Origin of the sequence: Sphingobium sp. BYY-5 (assembly GCF_022758885.1) — a bacterium.
Lineage (GTDB): Bacteria > Pseudomonadota > Alphaproteobacteria > Sphingomonadales > Sphingomonadaceae > Sphingobium.
This window is the reverse complement of the sequence record NZ_JALEBH010000001.1, coordinates 2946900-2963553: the sequence shown is the minus strand read 5'-3', so window position 1 is coordinate 2963553 and position 16654 is coordinate 2946900. Positions and strand designations below refer to the sequence as shown.

The 16654-nt window shown below is 60.1% G+C and carries 12 protein-coding genes and 1 pseudogene; 8 read left to right on the top strand and 5 right to left on the bottom strand.

Annotated elements, in window-relative coordinates:
- The first annotated feature begins 6 nt into the window (after positions 1-6).
- Together MOK15_RS14235 and MOK15_RS14230 are read left to right on the top strand one after the other, a co-directional pair.
- Positions 7-2340, top strand: coding sequence for an ATP-binding protein (locus MOK15_RS14235; protein ID WP_242932214.1), 2334 nt, complete (start codon positions 7-9; stop codon positions 2338-2340).
- Between the two features lie 15 nt (positions 2341-2355).
- A complete protein-coding gene (locus MOK15_RS14230) occupies positions 2356-3288 on the top strand; it encodes a hypothetical protein (protein ID WP_242932213.1) in 933 nt (310 codons plus the stop codon).
- Here MOK15_RS14230 and MOK15_RS14225 read toward each other — a convergent pair.
- The 4 genes from MOK15_RS14225 to MOK15_RS14210 form a co-directional block, all read right to left on the bottom strand.
- On the bottom strand, positions 3223-4464 hold the full coding sequence (locus tag MOK15_RS14225; protein ID WP_242932212.1) for a DNA cytosine methyltransferase: 1242 nt from the start codon (positions 4462-4464) through the stop codon (positions 3223-3225). The two genes, MOK15_RS14230 and MOK15_RS14225, sit on opposite strands and share 66 nt — an antisense overlap.
- A 325-nt stretch (positions 4465-4789) precedes the next feature.
- On the bottom strand, positions 4790-5479 hold the full coding sequence (locus MOK15_RS14220) for a hypothetical protein (protein ID WP_242932211.1): 690 nt from the start codon (positions 5477-5479) through the stop codon (positions 4790-4792).
- Between the two features lie 356 nt (positions 5480-5835).
- Positions 5836-7119: a phospholipase D-like domain-containing protein gene (locus tag MOK15_RS14215; RefSeq protein ID WP_242932210.1), complete on the bottom strand. Its 1284-nt coding sequence runs from the start codon at positions 7117-7119 to the stop codon at positions 5836-5838.
- A gap of 216 nt (positions 7120-7335) precedes the next feature.
- Positions 7336-8499 carry a hypothetical protein gene (locus MOK15_RS14210; protein WP_242932209.1) on the bottom strand — a complete coding sequence of 388 codons (1164 nt, stop codon included), beginning with the start codon at positions 8497-8499 and terminating at the stop codon, positions 7336-7338.
- Between the two features lie 123 nt (positions 8500-8622).
- Between MOK15_RS14210 and MOK15_RS14205 the strand changes: the two genes are divergently transcribed.
- From MOK15_RS14205 to MOK15_RS14190, 4 genes are all read left to right on the top strand, one after another.
- The gene (locus tag MOK15_RS14205; protein WP_242929987.1) at positions 8623-9645 is read left to right on the top strand and encodes an IS110 family transposase; all 1023 of its coding nucleotides are present in this window, start codon (positions 8623-8625) and stop codon (positions 9643-9645) included.
- A 519-nt stretch (positions 9646-10164) separates the two neighbouring features.
- The gene (locus MOK15_RS14200) at positions 10165-10578 is read left to right on the top strand and encodes a DUF1905 domain-containing protein (protein ID WP_242932208.1); all 414 of its coding nucleotides are present in this window, start codon (positions 10165-10167) and stop codon (positions 10576-10578) included.
- Positions 10579-11187: 609 nt separating this feature from the next.
- Complete coding sequence (locus MOK15_RS14195; protein ID WP_242929997.1) at positions 11188-12411, top strand: IS256 family transposase; 1224 nt, start codon at positions 11188-11190, stop codon at positions 12409-12411.
- 137 nt (positions 12412-12548) lie between these two features.
- Positions 12549-13757 (top strand): SGNH/GDSL hydrolase family protein, encoded by a 1209-nt coding sequence (locus MOK15_RS14190; protein WP_242932207.1) that lies wholly within the window; start codon positions 12549-12551, stop codon positions 13755-13757.
- Positions 13758-14042: 285 nt separating this feature from the next.
- On the opposite strand, the gene MOK15_RS14185 is transcribed toward MOK15_RS14190, so the two are convergent.
- Positions 14043-14753, bottom strand: a complete 711-nt coding sequence (locus tag MOK15_RS14185; RefSeq protein WP_242932206.1) for a hypothetical protein — start codon at positions 14751-14753, stop codon at positions 14043-14045.
- Between the two features lie 438 nt (positions 14754-15191).
- Here MOK15_RS14185 and MOK15_RS14180 point away from each other — a divergent pair, with 438 nt between their 5' ends.
- Together MOK15_RS14180 and MOK15_RS14175 are read left to right on the top strand one after the other, a co-directional pair.
- Positions 15192-16070 (top strand): winged helix-turn-helix domain-containing protein, encoded by an 879-nt coding sequence (locus MOK15_RS14180; RefSeq protein WP_242932205.1) that lies wholly within the window; start codon positions 15192-15194, stop codon positions 16068-16070.
- An 83-nt stretch (positions 16071-16153) separates the two neighbouring features.
- Positions 16154-16558, top strand: a pseudogene (locus MOK15_RS14175) (tyrosine-type recombinase/integrase); the annotation flags it as partial.
- Positions 16559-16654 lie beyond the last annotated feature (96 nt).

The window sequence follows — 16654 nt, the reverse complement described above, 5'->3', positions numbered from 1 at the left end:
TAGTAGTTGGCCAAGCATTTTCGCATCAGTTCGTCCCTCAAGGACATCATCGGTCGCGACCTCATTACGAATGACTTCGTGGCTGTTTTCGAACTGGTCAAGAACTCATTCGATGCTCATGCGCGCCGCGTGGATATCGTCCTCGCAGGTGGTACGCTGTGGATCGTCGACGATGGCAAGGGTATGTCCGAGGCGGACCTCCTCGAGAAGTGGTTGTTCGTTGCCTTCTCTGCGAAAGCGACGGGCGAGGAAGATGATGGGCTCTCGCAGGATTTCCGTGACAAGATCGCGGTAAGGCGCGGATATGCCGGAAACAAAGGCATCGGGCGATTCTCTTGCGACCGCCTGGGCAAGTCGCTCGTCCTATACAGCCGCCAGGAAGGTGCGCGGGGGTGCAACCGGCTAACCGTGAACTGGGAGGACTTCGAGGGCCGGCCGCAAGACGAGTTCGGTTCGATCGAGGTTGCCGTGGAACCTGCCAGCGCACTGCCGGAGGTTCCGGACGTCTTCTTGCCCCGCGACGGCGCGACGATCCTCGAGATATCGTCGCTACGGGAGGTGTGGAACCGAACCAAGCTGCTGAAGCTCAAGGACTACCTGGCAAAGCTCGTCGATCCTTTTGCGCCGAAGGGCGAGATGGAGGTGTACCTCCACGCGCCTGCCGAGCGCGAGGGCGACAAGGCTGCCAACGGCAAGCCCGAGGCGATCGTCAATGGGCCGGTTGCAAACACGATCCTCGATATCCTCGAAGGCAAAACAACGCAGCTTTCGGTGCAACTGGAGGGTAGTGTCATCCACTCGACGCTCCGCGACCGGGATCGGTTGATCTACAGGGTCAAGGAAGACAATCCCTACCCCGAACTGGAGGGTGCCCAGGTCTCAGCTGACCTCCTCTACCTAAACCGGAGCGCAAAGGCGACCTTTACGCGTCGGATGGGGATAGAGCCCGTAAAGTTCGGTTCGGTATTCCTATTCCTTAATGGCTTTCGCGTCTTTCCCATCGGCGAGGAAGGCAATGACGAGTTCGGCATCGATCGGCGCAAGCAGCAAGGCTATGCCCGCTACCTCGGCACGCGCGACCTGCTCGGTCGCATCGACATCGTCGCTCCCCAGCGCTTCTTCATGGAAGCCTCGAGCCGCGACAACGGGCTGGTCGAGGGGCCTCGCACTGAGGCGTTGCAGCAGTTCGTGCTGCGCAACCTGCTCACGCGGCTCGAGCGATATGTCGTCGATGTAACCTGGGCGGATTCGCTCGATTCTGAGCGTTCGGATGCAAGCGGATTGACAACCGACGATGCGCGGTCGCGTATCATTCAAGTCGTGAAGAACCTTGTCGGCCGAAAGGGCGTCGAGCTGCTCGAATACGACACCGAACTGATCGATACCATCAGCGACCGGGCTGGTGAGTTCGAGCGGGCAATGGAAGGCCTCTCCGTCGTAGCGGAGCGCACCGGCGACGTGCGCCTGCTTGAGCGGATCGAACGCTCCAGGCGCCGCTATGTAGAGTTGAATGCTGCCGCCGCGGAAGCTGAAGAGAAGGCGAAGGAGGAAACGCGCCGGCGCGCTGCAGCGGAGGCGCAGGCTCGTGCCGAGGCAAAGCGTGCCGATGTCGCAGAACAGAAGTTCAAGGAAGAGCAGCGTCGATCGCTCTTGCTCACGAGTCTCGAGGCACGGGATAGCGAGACGCTCACGCTCCTCCACCACCAAGTCGTGATCTACGCGACTGCCATTCAGGACGCGGTAGCGAACAACCTTCGCGCCATTGCCGATGGCGATCCCATAGATCCGGTAGAACTAGCGGCGGACCTCGAACACATCAGCTTCCAGAATAGCCGCATCCTGGCAGTTACGCGATTTGCGACGCAGGCGAATTTCAAGCTCGATGCTGACCAAGCGAACATCGACATAGTCCAGTACATGTCGGAGTATGTCATGAATGTTGCCTCGCTCTTCGAGGGCGAGCGATTTGCCACGTTCGATGATGGCGGCAACGCAATGGTATCGAAGTTCAAGCCGATCGATATCGCCATCGTCATCGACAACCTCATGAGCAACGCGCGCAAGGCGCAGGCCACCAAAATCCACTTCGAGGTGCGCCGCGTCCACAAGTCACCCGCGCTCGAAATGCTGATCGAGGACAATGGCCGTGGCATTGGCGATCGCGTTGATCGTGCCCGGATCTTCGACAAGGGATATAGCGGCGCGGAGTCCGGCTCCGGTCTAGGGTTGTACCATGCGGCCCAGGTCCTGTCGCAGATGGGCGGCTCGATCGCACTCGATCCCGAACACGAGGGTAGGGGAACCCGATTCATCGTCAGGCTTCCGCGTCAGAAGGATTGATAGGAAGGGAGGGGGATGCGGCTCGAATTCAAGGTACTCTGGTTCGAGAACCAGATGGACGGCGTCCAGCAAGCCGTCACCGGCATGCGGCGCGAACTCGCCAAGCATGGACTGTTGCTGGAACTAGACCAGCAAGGAGACGCGTCCAGGCTCGATGAGCTGTCTGCCCATCAGGAAAAGTTCCACGACTATGACTTGGTCGTCGTCGACTGGGACCTGGGTGAAGGCCAGCCGAAGGGGGACGAGGTCGCCAAGCGCATTCGCAACAGCTTCGGGTTTACCGACATCATCTTCTACAGTGGCCAGGCCACCGACCGGCTCCGCGACATGGTCAAGGAACAGGCCATCGATGGCGTCTACTGCGCACGGCGCAACGAACTCCGGGCCAAGCTGATCGACCATGTCAACCATGTCGTCGAGCGCCTCTCGCGGCTCGAGGCCATGCGGGGGTTGGCTGTCGTGTCGGCCGGACGGGCGGATGACCAAATGCGCGAGGTGGTTCGGCTCGCCCATGCGAAGATGGATGCCGAGGCCCAATCCGAACTGGTTGCTGCCATCGATACCAAGGTCGCGGGTGCCGCTGGCAGCCACGCCAAGGCCTATGGCAAGCTCAAGGACCTAGAGGGTCGCTTGGGTAGCCGCGCACTCAACAGCGGGATCCTGCACGAGGTCGCGACCCTCTCGGTGCAGAAGGTCGTTGCGGCCCATCCTGCATGTGAGCCGCACCTCGCCATTCTTGGAACCTATGTCGAGGAAGTCATCCAGCCGCGGAACGCGCTCGGCCATATCGTCGAGACGCGGGATGTCGATGGGTGGGTGATCAACTACGCAAGCGGCAAGCAACTCAACAAGGTCGGGCTGTCGAAGATGCGGAAGGACCTCTCACGCCATCTCGACAACTTCGCTGCGATCTCCGCTGTCCTGAGCGAGGTTGCGGAGGGCAAGTAGGACTTCGCCAATCGCCTCGCCAAGAAGAGGCGGAACTGCGTTTCCGACTTGCGTATATCGGGGGCACGCTTCGCGGCGTCGATCCCCGCCGGTCGTGTAGGGACCGAGGAATTCGAACGAATCAGGGAAGGACTGGAGGCGCGCGCATTCCCGCACCGTCAGGATGCGCGGCTCCTGATAGTGTACCATGTCATCTGGTAGCGTCGTGACCGTGCAGGAAGGCTTGTCGGCCGCCAACAAGGTGAGCGAGCGCTTCTGCATTCCCAGGCGGCTTCGATCTTCCGACGAGAGAGGAACACCTGGACGGCACGTCTTCAGGATTTTGTTGAACCGCTCGGTGACGACCCTCGAATGCCGTGGGAGGCGAAGCCCCGTCGGACTACCGGACGCACCGCTCCGCACTAGTGCGAGATAGCCGGTCGGAGCATCGGGTATTGCGTAGTTGATTTCCATGAAGCCACCGTCGCCGCCGCGATAGGGAACGAGGGTGGTGCCCCTTGTCTTGAGGTCGCCAATTGCCTCCGCGACGCCAACTTCCTTGCCGATGGGAAGCCCGCGCGATCCGAGGAATTGGCGACGACCAACCCGCATGCGCAGGAACGGGTCTATGCCCTCTAACCCCTTGTCGCGCGAGGCAACCACGAAGAACCTTGGCCTGCGTTGCGGAACGCCCCATTCAGAGGCGACGAGCATCTCGCTCCAGACTCGATATCCCATTCCCTCGAGTTCCTCGGTGACGTGCGCAGCATAACTGCCCGCGTCGTCGTGCTGCATTGTCGTAAAGCCACGGACATTCTCGAGCAGAACGAGCCGCGGTTCGACGAGGCGAAGGAAGTCGAGATAGTGTCGGACCATGCGGTTTCGTGGATCATCAGCCCGACGCCGGCCTGCGGTCGAGAATCCCTGGCACGGCGGACCACCAGCGACCAGATCTACGTGCCCTCTAAGCTCCTTGAGGTTCCGGCGGTGGTCGCTGATCAGCTGCTCAATGCGCATGGCTTTCTGGGGGAGCCATTCCGGCCATGCGACGGTTTCGCGGATCAAGTTGTGCGAATAGGTAGCGAAGGCGTCGGGGTGCGCTTCGACGGCGAATAGGGAGGTCCATCCTGCCCTCCGGAGGCCGAGCGACAGTCCCCCGCAACCTGCAAACAGGTCTATGAATGTCTGCGTGCCCATGCATCCCCCAACTGCGCCGAGCACCAAGAGCTGCGGCGCCCTGGTGTCCTGGAGCGAGGGGGGGTAAGTCAAGCGAAAAATGAAGGGCGTGCACCAAATCCCTCTTGCCGCAGGGCGACGATGACTGGGGCTTCGCGCTCCATGAACTGGTAGGGATCAGGCCAACCTGTCGGTTGCGGCGGCGAAGGACTATTTTTTGTTCTGAGCTGTGCGGCACGTGTTATCGACTGTTTGAAGCTGTCAGAGGTATCTCGATCAACTACCAAACGAATTGCTGACTGATCAGCTGAGAGAGCCTGATGTGCTCGCCGCTCGGTACCGGCATTTACTCGACAGGGACTGGAATGAGGTCCAGCGGTCCCCAGCCTCTGAGAATCAACTGGCTGAACTCGTGCTTATTCAGATCTATCGCGAGCTCTGACGTAAAGGGCGTGCGGTAGGTACGGGCATCAAACCCCTTGAAGGCTATGCCAGCGGCTTCCATCGCCTTGAACACCTTGCAAGTGGCCGAGACGAATATCGGCATAAGATCAATATAGGTCTGATTAACAGGGAAGCCATGGCGGCTGCGGAACTCGCGGATCGCCGGGAGGCCGAGTTGCTGGTCGATCAGATCGCGACGCTCAATGGCTTTTGCACCCTTCAGGAAACTGTCCATATAGGGCGAGGCAAGAGAAGGATCGAGGCGGGCATCGATATCGTTTAGTCTGAAATGATGGGACATCCGAACACTGGCGCCATGAAGCGAAGGGTGACCTGCTAACAGGAAAGATGCTCCTAGCAGGCGCCCGATTCCGCCTTCACCGAGGTGTAGGGTTCGCAGCATGCTGTGGAAAAGTGGATGGTCGCGGTGATGGATTGCGTTGCGCACTGCTATCAGCAGGGTGGCATCGCCATGCTGGAAATAGGGGAAAATCGCTTTTGAAGCGTCATAGAGGGTGTGAAACGCCTCGAGCTTCGCTTCGAATGCACGATCAATATTGTCGATCGCCTCCTCGGGGTCGATCCTGAACAAATTTCCATGACTATAATGGGCCTCCCCGTAAATCCTCATGGTATTTGCGAGGTTGCTGATCGCACCTTCGATTATTTCGTTCTTATTCAGATATTTATTCCAAAGGGACAAGCGGCCGCATCGAGCTTTCATCCGCTCTAGCCGGAAAATGCATCACAGGGGAAAACGAATTTTTCGAAGAGATGTCTTAGGCGAAGTAGCTGCTCAAGTCCAAGCCCTCAAGCGGCGTATTGTGGTCGACAGCCGTCGCAAACCACACAGTCTGCAACTGAGCAGCGAAGATGATTCCCTGAGTGACGGACATGGATCGGGCGGACCCGCCACGTTTCGGGTCAGTTCCCGGCAAACTCGCACGCTCACTGCGCTATGTGATGACCGATAAACCTTAATGCCTTTAGGGTTCGCCCGTTCACTGGTGGACGATCTGGAGTCATCCAGCCAACCAGTTCCATCACACAGTTTTCGCCAAACCGTCCCAACTTCCATTTTTCGTCGAAGATGCAGTCATAGGCCCGTTCAAGCATCAGGCCGTCTCCATGGATCAGATAGATGACGGTATCCTGGATTTCCGAAAGAGTATTTCGCCGGGCAAAATCGGCCTTCAGACCACTCAGCCCGCCCGACACGAAACGCAGCATGTCATAGAAGGCATGACAGCCGCACAGGGTGTCAAAGATTTGATCATAGTCCATGGATTGAATGGCCTGGATCGATGAAAGGCCATCGCGGAGGCGCGCAATGTTACCGAGCTCCTCCTCTGCATAGTACATGTCGCCTGCTTTGGTGTCGCCGACCTCGACCCAATTTCGGAGATAGGACAATGTCCGTTCGCGACGTTCAATCCGGTCGGCAAGCGCTGACTCTTTCCAGGCGTCGCCAGGGGCGTGGATCAGCCGGGTCCAGCCAAGAAACCGGTTGAGCTCGATTTCAATATCGCCACCAGCAAACTCGGCCCGCCTGAGTCCGCTCTCCGACATAATGTCCCTGACTTCCTGAAAGGCCGGGATGACCTGCTCATCATATTTTCGGTGCAGTTGCTCAAGGAAAGACCGCCGTCTGGACATCACCTCGCTTCCCGCCATAGCGCTGGGTGGATCGACCTTGCCGACGAACTTCGTCAGATGCTGTTCAAATTCGGCTTCCTCCCGAGGATTGCCGATATGCCTGAACGCGGTCTGATAAGCCGCGAGAATTTCACCGTTCATCGCACCGGCCTTTTCCCAGTACAGCTCGAACAGGCCCGGCAACTCGTCGAACGCGGCATCCCGGTCCTTGCGAACAACGATGGAAATCTCGCGATTGGACATCAGGCCAGCCGCTGTCAAATTGGCGCTCCCGACGAGGGCCTGATCATCAACGATGTAGAGCTTGGCGTGGAATTCGCGGCTGGTGAAATAACGGAGGGTGACGAGAGGATCGGCCAGCGCCTTTGCGATGACGGCGGGCGTCGTAACAGAGCACAGGCGCACGATCAGCTTCACCTCGCATCCGCGTCTGGTGAGCCGCTCGATGGGGTCATAGGTTGAGAAGAACGGGCTTGCCAGCATTGCGAATTTTGCACCCGGTGCCGTCAGTTCAAAGAAATCGATCGTGTAGCCACTGGATTTCGAGTTTCCGTAGGCATCTCTCAATTTGGGCATGTCGCTCTCATTTCTTCCGTGTCTGGCAGAAGAAACCTCTGACCCATTCATTTCGGTATCGCAATATGGCCGGAAGGCGGCTTTCTGATCAGCAGCTTCGCGACACAGGCCAGCACAGCCAGCTTCTCTGGCACTTCCTTGTCGGGACGAGGCGCACTCGGCGACCGCCTCATTGACGCGGGGCATGCCCCACCTCAGGGTGTCCACGTCGATCGGTCATATCGTGGTCGGGCCGATGGATAGCGACCTGTTCCTCGCGCGCAATTCGCGGGCAGCTAAGGCCAGTTCGCGGTGGGTTACCCGGTGACAGTTCGCACAAAGGCACTGCAGATCCTCCATCACCGTGACGTGACCTGCCTGCATATCTCTCACCTGTACCCTGGCATGATGAACCTCGATGCAGGCCGCCGCAACGCTCGCCTCATAGTGCGCGGACGGATCCATTCTGCATCTCTCACAATGGAGAAAGCCATGTTCGGCGATGAAGGCCGCTTTCTTGTCAGTGGTTAGCTTGGGATCGCGCTCCTTGCGCATGTGCATGACGAGACGCAGCGCGCCCTCGGACCCACTGTTGGCGGTTCGGGCGCCAGGCAGGACATTCTGGACGTGCAGGATCTCGTCCGCTGTAGGTGTGGGCTCTTCCTTCGGAACGATCAGATAGCCTGCAGCCTCGAGGATCCGGAAGCATGGCTGGCTCCATCCGGCGCTGAAATGTTCCGGGAGCGCCTCGATCCCGAGCGCCTCTTCCAGAGCCAGTCCGAAGATCCTTTTGGGGGCAAGCCGTGTTCCGTCGTCCAGCAGGACGTCATAGTCGCGTGAATCGTCGAAATTTGGGGCATGCTTGCCGGACCGCAGACGCCCTACCGCCCTATCGATGTGGGAGGCAGTCACCCTGTTCTGCTCGGCTGCGCTCAGCCTGGCGACAGGCTGCCTGTCCCTCCACTCCATGAGGCCGAGCATTGCATGGAGGATTTCGCGGGAGCAGCCCTGTGTCTCGATACGCAGCGCTTTTGTGGAGTTGCCTCCTGACACCCCCGGCGCCTGACCCCAGTCTTTAGCTCTGGATTTGATCAGGGTGACTGCCTCGTCATTGCCCAGTCCCGAGAGCTCCGCAGCCTCTACGAGCAGCCGTCTGTCGGCCGACATTTTGCGCGCCGGCCGACTGTCGAGCAGGACACGGGCGATAACGGGCTGACCGGCATGGTCACCCGCCCGTAGGCGCCGGATGATCGTCAGCAGTGCTTTTTCATAGCCGGTGTTACGCGGCGGCCTTCCACCGGTTGCGCCGCCACGGCTGTGGAGGAGGATAGCGGCGCCTTCCAGTTCAATCCTTGCATCGTGGCAGTCAGCATGTTCGCCATCTGGAATGCAGTACAGCAATCCTGTCCTCCATCGTAATCCCTCCCCGCTTGATAGCAGATGAGGTGGATGGCTCCCGCTCACGGCATCTGAGTGCCAAGATGGGTTGCTATCAGGCAAACCCGAGCAATGGAGCCATCCGCCATGGAGATTACCACAGTCGGCCTTGATTTGGCCAAGCGTGTTTTTCAGGTTCATGCTGTTGACGCATCTGGGACCGTTGTCTTGCGCAAAGCCCTGCGACGAGCACAGGTGCTGCCTTTCTTCACCAAACTGCCGCCTTGCCTTGTCGGCATAGAGGCATGCGGCACTTCACATCATTGGGCGCGAGAGCTGATCGCCTTGGGGCACGAAGTGCGCTTGATGCCGCCGGCGTACGTCAAACCCTATGTGAAGCGCGGAAAGAACGATGCTGCCGATGCGGAAGCGATCTGCGAGGCCGTAACGCGTCCGACGATGCGGTTCGTTGCTGTGAAATCGCGCGAGCAGCAGGCATTCCTCTCGATGCATCGCGCCCGTGAACTGTTGGTCAGGCAACGTACCCAGCTGATCAATATGATGCGCGGGCTGTTGGCTGAGTTCGGCATCGACATTCCGGAAGGTATCGAGCGGGCGCTTCAGATGGCGAGGCAGGTGGTCGATGGCAAGGCGCCAGACATACCGATCGCAGCCGTGAGGATCGTCGATATGCTGTCACAGCAAATCCTCAATGTTCATGCGCAATTGCGCGAGATTGATCGAGCGCTTGCCGCCCTGGCGCGAAGCGATGATGTTGCACGGCGCCTCGCAACTATCCCTGGCATCGGCCCGGTCGGTGCCACAGCGCTTGCAGCATCGGTGGCAGATCCGAGCCAGTTCAAATCCGGCCGCCAGTTTGCTGCCTGGCTTGGGTTGACGCCGCTTCAGAATTCGAGCGGGGGCAAGGAGCGCCTTGGGCGCATTACGAAGATGGGCGATCGATATCTCCGAAAGCTGCTCGTTATCGGCGCGACTGCGCTGGTCCGTTACGCCAGATCGAGACCTGAAACTGCGAGCCCGCATTTCATGGCGCTGCTGGCCAGGAAGCCTGTGAGGGTTGCGACGGTGGCCATGGCCAACAAAACGGCACGCATCGTCTGGGCAATCATGACGCGCGCAGAGGTCTATCGACCGATCCTGCCGGCCTGACGGAGGAAGGGATTAGCTGAGGAAATCAGCTTCACGAGGTTGTGGGAGCGACGCGATGTGATGGCGATACCGGTCAGACCGGGAACAGGGAAAACCAGATGACGGTCCAAGGCATCATAGCCTGATAAGCAGAATGGGACCTTGTTCGCGGACTCCATCAGGGCCAGCAGTTTCTATCGACTGCATCAACAGGCCGGACAGAAGACTGCACCCGACCAATTCGCTAAATCATCAAATTGCACTTGCAACGCGGGAGCCATCCACAGAAGGGCCAGCAGTTTCTATCGACTGCATCAACAGGCCGGACAGAAGACTGCACCCGACCAATTCGCTAAATCATCAAATTGCACTTGCAACGCGGGAGCCATCCACAGAGGACGGTCAGCACTTGGCGACGGAAAATCAGAGGTCGAATGGCAGGGATGGGTCGACTGCGGGACCCAACGAAAGAGAACGTAGACGCAAACGATAGCACAAGATCGGGTTGCATCGAACGGGCGCACGGCCAATGATCCCGTGGTGCAAACGAACGATGGCCCAATAGACCCCGAGCTCATCCGCTTCCTGCGCGAGGAACTGGGCGGAGACGTCTCACCTGACGAAACAGCTTGGGAGCATGTCGGCCCTATCTGGTTGTGGCGCGGGGAAGGCAAGGATGGCCAGCCCTCATCTATGTCGTGGCATTTTCTGACGATCGACGGTGAGGTCGCCGAAGCCATCCGTGTAGCATCGTCTGGCCAATCAGCGGCTTGGGGATCGGTCTACGTAGAGGCTGGCATCGGCAAAACGTGTTGGCGCACATCGGTCTTTCCGAGCAAGGCCCGCCGAGGCTACATGCTGCCCATCAAGGCGAGCGTGAGAAAAGCAGAAAAGCTGGCCGAAGGCGACGTGATCACGGTACGCATTACCCTATCCAAGGGATCATCACGCTAGAAATGAGCGCTCGGCCTGAGTGAAGTTGGTCCGCGCAGTTCTGATCAGCGTGGTGACAACTTCTCCAGACGGCTCCATCCTCGCGCTTCGCTGCTCGACAGTCGTCATGCGAAAAAATGGCTTGTTTCGGCGTGTCCGACATGTGCCAGCATTGCTCCAGAACGGCGCAAGTTGGTCGACAACTGCCGGGATAGCAGACCGTTAGCAACCGGCGATCAAGAATTGGATGCTGAGAGTCTGCAAAGGGTCGGCCTCAGGATCGTCTGTCGTTCGGCTGCCCCATCTTCGCCACCTAGGCAACGGAAGCGTTTGAAAGCCGGCCATCCAGAGGCGCTGGTGCGGTATTTCAACGAGTTCGAAATACCGATATGTCCGATCGGGCTGGAGGCGATGCCGTTATCGCACTGGTTGCATGTTGGGATTGTGGCAGCTGATTGGAACGTCATGTCGCTGAAGACGCGACACGCGTACGGCAAATATCTCGGAAAGCGCTTCGTCATAGGTGCGACGTCGTTGGCTCTCGCCCAACGGTGCAATACCATCCGGAGTCGCGGGACTGTCAGGAATTCCGTGTGTGGGCGGGCATAATGGGTAAGAAGGAGACCCTGTATGCCTCGACGCAAGGAGCCGGCGATCCCGGCTGATTTACTCGATCAACTCTTGGCCGGCAGCGATGCCGCCAGTGCGCTCCAGCAGGGCGGCCTGCTGGATTCATTGAAGAAGGCGCTGGCCGAACGGGCGCTCAACGCCGAGATGGATTACCACCTTGGCGATGCCCCGCAGGTCGGGAACAGCCGCAATGGCTATGGCCGCAAGACGGTGGTGACGGACACCGGCAAGATCGAGATCGAGGTGCCGCGCGATCGTCATGCCAGCTTTGATCCGCAACTGATCGCCAAGTACCAGCGCCGGTTTCCGGGCTTCGACGACAAGATCGTCTCGATGTATGCGCGCGGCATGAGCACACGGGAGATCGTCGGGCACTTGCGCGATCTGTACGGTATCGACGTCTCGCCGGACCTGATCTCGACGGTGACCGACGCCGTGCTCGAAGAGGTCGCCGCCTGGCAGGCCCGACCGCTCGATCCGGCCTATCCGCTGGTTTTCTTCGACGCGATCCGGGTCAAGATCCGTGACGAAGGTCTGGTCCGCAACAAGGCTATCCACATCGCGCTGGGCGTGCGTGCCGATGGCGGCAAGGTCGTCCTGGGCCTGTGGATCGAGCAGAACGAGGGCGCCAAATTCTGGCTGCGGGTGATGAACGAGCTGAGGAACCGCGGTGTTGAGGACATCATGCTGGCCGTCGTAGACGGCCTGAAGGGCTTTCCAGAGGCCATCACCGCCGTGTTCCCCGAGGCGATCGTCCAAACCTGCATCGTCCACCTGCTGCGCAACTCGATGGACTTCGTGTCGTGGAAGGATCGCAAGGCGCTCGCTGGTGCACTGAAGACCGTCTACCGCGCCACCGATGCCATCGCTGCCGAGGAGGCCCTGACAGCCTTCGAGGCCGGCGAATGGGGTCGGCGCTATCCTGCGATCGGCCAGAGCTGGCGCCGTGCATGGGCCGAGGTTATCCCGTTCTTTGCCTTCCCCGACGAGGTCCGCCGCATCGTTTATACGACAAACGCCATCGAGGCGTTGAATGCCCAGCTTCGACGGGCGGTCAGGGCCAGGGGGCACTTTCCCAGCGACGATTCAGCGACCAAGCTGCTCTATCTGATCTTGAACCGATCCGAGAAAGAGTGGAAAATGCCGCCACGTGAGTGGTCCATGGCCAAGGCCCAGTTCGCCGTGCTGTTCGGAGAACGCTTCATCAAGGCCATGGCAGCGTAATGTTCAACCGCCCGCCCACACACGGAATTCCTGACAGTCCCGGAGTCGCGCCTCGGTGCGAGCGCGATTTCAGGACAATTCAGGCGCATTCAGACCAATCGTCAGGACTTTGGGGGCGCCAGCACCTAGCCAGGGGCATGCCTAAGATCCTCGCATTCCTCTTCGCCCTGAGCGCGCTCATCGCCCTGCCTGCCGGCGCCACAGAATCCCGCTGGGTCGCGGCCTGGGCTGCGGCGCCGGACCAGGCCGCGCCGGCAATGGCCGCACAGACCATCCGTCAGGTCGTACGTCCCACAGTCGCCGGATCGGCGGTCCGTCTGCGTTTCTCCAATCTGTACGGAAAGGGGCCGCTTACCCTCGGTCCGGTCCGGCTGGCGCGCAGTGCCGGCCGCGGCGCCACAGCAACCGGCACCGATGTGGCCGTCACCTTCCGAGGACGCCCCACTGTCGTCCTGTCTCCCGGCGGAGAGGTGGTGAGCGACGCGGTCACTTTTCCGGTGGCAGCGTTCGAGGAAATCGCAATCAGCCTCTATTTGCCCGACGGTGCATCCGCACCGACGGTCCACGGCGTCGCCACTGCCACTGTCTGGCTCGCGCCGGGCGATCACACACGCGCTGCGAAGCTGCCGGGAACGACCACGGATTCCAGCTGGTTCTTGCTGTCGGGCGTGCATGTGAAGGCTGCTCCGGGCGCGCGGGCCCTCGTGGTGCTGGGCGACTCCGTTTCCGACGGCGTCGGCTCCACCGATGACGCGAACCTTCGCTGGCCCGACCAACTCGCCCGTCGTATCGCCGCCGATCCCCGCCTGAAAGACGTGGCCGTCGTGAACGCCGGCATCGCAGGCAATCGGGTTCTCAACGACGCCGTTCGCCCGTTCGTGGGTTACAGTTCGCTCAACCGGCTGGACCGCGACGTTCTCTCGCAGCCCGGCGTGAAATGGGTCTTGATCCTTCAGGGCAGCAACGACGTCTCGGGCGCAGAGCTTCTGCGGTCCGACGAGGATCAGGTCTCGGCCGAGCAGATCATTGCGGGACTGAAGAGACTTGCCGATCGGGCGCACGCCCGGGGGCTCAAAGTGTTCGGTGGTGTTCTACTTCCCCGCGAGATCCGCCAGGATGGATTGATCCCGGGCTCGCTCGCAGGTGAGGCGAAGCGGCAGGCGATCCGGCACTGGATACGCTCGTCCGGTGTCTTCGACGCGGTAATCGACTTCCATGCCGCGGTTCGGGATCCTCCGGGCGGCAATCGGCTGAAACCTGCATTCGATAGCGGGGACCATCTGCATCCGAATGACGCCGGCTATGCAGCAATGGCCGAAGCTATCGACTTGTCGATTCTCTACTAAAGCCGCCCCGGCCGCGCTGACGTGGCGACAGCGCTTGATAGCTCTCCATAAGGCTCGGCGATATTTACGGCCCCAAGTGTTCCTGGCTAAGGAACCGAGCGCGTCCACGCCGGCCTAGACCTTTTCCCTCGATGGACGCTGCCCAGCCAGCTTGCGCTCGACTTGCGGCCCTTCCCAGGGGCAGCGAAGGCTGTCCAAGCATCCGCATATCGGCAGCCAGCTCATAAATGAGATTTATGCAGGCGCAGGGCGTGCCGATTGCCACGAGGCGTCGCGGCGGATTCCTTACCTCAGCAGGGCTTGCGCAAACCCGATCCATATCGGCGCGTTGCTTAGGTAGACCCACATCGTCGCCGCCTGGCCGATGGCAAGTGCCGGCAATCCATAATAATAGACCGGATGCACGCGGCCGATGACGACGCGGTCCCATATCGCGGCAGCGACGATCATCGTATCGACAGCGACATACCAGCTGTTGGATGGCACAAGCCATTCGGGCAATCGCGCAAGACCGGGGACGACTAAGCAACACGACGCCATGATCATGAGGCGACCGTGATATGCTGGGCGGGTGCGCCACCTGATCGCCAAGCCAAACGTCACTGCGAAGGCAAGCAGGTCAAAAAATGACACGACCAGAAACGACGCTCCGTCCCCGCCACCCTCGGCGGCTTGCAATCGCGTCATGACGATCGCCGTCGCAATACCGACCACGGGGATCAGCACCCCCAAGACAACGCCCATGAGCCCGAGGCGGCGGTGCGCCGAGATACGACGCGTGTAGGTCAACCCTGTCTGCGCGAGAAACAGAAGCACCCATGCCGTCATCAACGCCACGTGCACATAAAGGAGCCATGGCCGGGGCGTGAGAGGACGCAGTAGTCTGGCGTCGAGAGTTGGGCCAAAGCCTACGGCCACGATAAGGCAGATAAGCAAAGCTGTAGCCAGCGGAAAAACTCGCCGGACGGCCAATGGCATGGAATGGATGCGATGCATGGAAATCCTTTGTCGATGATGGGGCCTGTTTTTGCGCCGGCAACGCGGTGAAGACAGGGCCGGCAGTGAAGCGGGGCCTGGCGGACGTGCGGTGAAGCCGGCGATCCTCAATCCAAAGACAAGACCGCCTCGTCCGCGCTGCAAGCAAACGAGCGAAGATGAAGATCGATCGACGTGGCAGTAGCGGCAGCGCCGGTGTCGTTCGGATCGAAATGGTCACCGCTGTTGAACTCCCCCGCAGTCGGTTCGGCTCGACGTGGCGTTGGGCATGCTCGAAGAGCCTCCTGCTCGAACCGAGTTACCAGCCTTGGGGAGCCGGCGCGTCGAAGTCCTGAAACGGAGCCTGAATCGATCTGAACATGTCTGAAGTTGCGCTGAAGACTTTTCACGGGAAGAGGGGGGACTTCACTTTTCCGGACCATGCACGATAGTCGCGTAATGATTCAGACCATCAATGGACAATTTCGTATCGGCGAATGGCAGGTGGATCCTGCCAGGAACCTGCTCCAGCGCGGGCGGGAGGAGGCACGGATCGATCCCCGGACGATGCGGCTCCTGCTTTGCCTGGCCGAACGGCCGGGGGAGATTGTGAGTATTGACCAGCTTCTGGATACCGTCTGGGCGGATGTCACGGTGGCGCCGGATTCAGTCTATCAAGCCGTTACGCAACTCCGCCGCCAGTTCGGCGACGACCCTAAGGCGCCAACCTACATCGCCACTGCCCCGCGCCAGGGCTATCGACTTCTTGCGGCGGTGGACCGTCCGCACGCCTCGATCCGGTCCGATCGCAGGCGTGCTCGGGTCGCCTTTGCCGCCGTTGCATTCCTCGTCCTTGCTGGCTTGTCCACAGCGTTCTTGTGGCGGGCTTACAGGTCGCCCGCTCCCGACCCGTTGGCACATGCCTCGGCCCGTCCGACGGCATCCATTGCCGTCCTGCCTTTTCTCGATCTCACCGATGCGATGGACCATGAGCAGTTTGTCGATGGCATGACCGAGGAACTCGTCGATCTGCTCAGTCGACAGCCTGGCCTTCAGGTGGCGCCGCCGCGGTCGACGTTCTCGTTCAAGGGCACGCGCGCAACGCCGGTAGCCGTCGCCCGGGCTCTTGATGTCGGATATGTGCTGGATGGAAGTGTACGCAGATCAGGGACCGAGGTGCATGTCACCGCACGTTTGGTGCAGGCCGACAACGGTTTCATCATCTGGTCGCAAAGCTATGATCGATCAGCCGGCGACTTCCTGGGGGTCCAACGAGACATTGCTTCTGCGGTGGAGCGCAGGCTTGCCGCCGAATCCCGCGCCGACAATAAGCGGTAAGCCACGATCGTCTTGGCCATATCGGCATCGCGACGACGAGCCGCCACGTTGCAGCGAAGCTGAAGAGGAGCGCGATGCGCTGCGATATCGTTTGCGATCGGAAAATTCGAACGCGTGCTACAGTCGTTCAGCAAAAGACTGGAAGGCCGGTTCAGTTTGAACTGATGGATGATGCTCGCGCCAGTCTGCTGAAATGGCTCGAGCTGCGATGTGGATTCTTGGAAGATTTTGCATTCCCCAGCCGCACCGATCACGCAACCCACATAAGCACAAGGCAATATGCCCGCCTTGTCGATGAGTGGGTCACGGGAATTGGCTTGCTCAGCGAGGATTATGGTACCCACTCTCTACGGCGGACCAAGGCATCGAGCATCTACAAGGCGACCGGGAATCTCCGCGCGGTCCAGATTTTACTTGGGCACACGAAGATCGAAAGCACGGTCCGATACCTCAGAGTTGATGTGGAGGACGCTTTAACTCTCGCAGAGGGCACAGGCACCGGAAACGCAGGCGGTCGGCGTCCAGTGCGCTACGGCATGCAAAGCCAGCCGGTCGAGCCAGGCTTGGTCTGCCTCGGGTGCTGC

Coding starts and splice junctions, on each gene's coding strand:
- MOK15_RS14230 (WP_242932213.1), top strand. CDS start 2,356: ATGCGGCTCGAATTCAAGGTACTCTGGTTCGAGAACCAGATGGACGGC.
- MOK15_RS14225 (WP_242932212.1), bottom strand. CDS start 4,464: ATGGGCACGCAGACATTCATAGACCTGTTTGCAGGTTGCGGGGGACTG.
- MOK15_RS14215 (WP_242932210.1), bottom strand. CDS start 7,119: ATGCCCAAATTGAGAGATGCCTACGGAAACTCGAAATCCAGTGGCTAC.
- MOK15_RS14205 (WP_242929987.1), top strand. CDS start 8,623: ATGGAGATTACCACAGTCGGCCTTGATTTGGCCAAGCGTGTTTTTCAG.
- MOK15_RS14195 (WP_242929997.1), top strand. CDS start 11,188: ATGCCTCGACGCAAGGAGCCGGCGATCCCGGCTGATTTACTCGATCAA.
- MOK15_RS14190 (WP_242932207.1), top strand. CDS start 12,549: ATGCCTAAGATCCTCGCATTCCTCTTCGCCCTGAGCGCGCTCATCGCC.
- MOK15_RS14185 (WP_242932206.1), bottom strand. CDS start 14,753: ATGCATCGCATCCATTCCATGCCATTGGCCGTCCGGCGAGTTTTTCCG.
- MOK15_RS14180 (WP_242932205.1), top strand. CDS start 15,192: ATGATTCAGACCATCAATGGACAATTTCGTATCGGCGAATGGCAGGTG.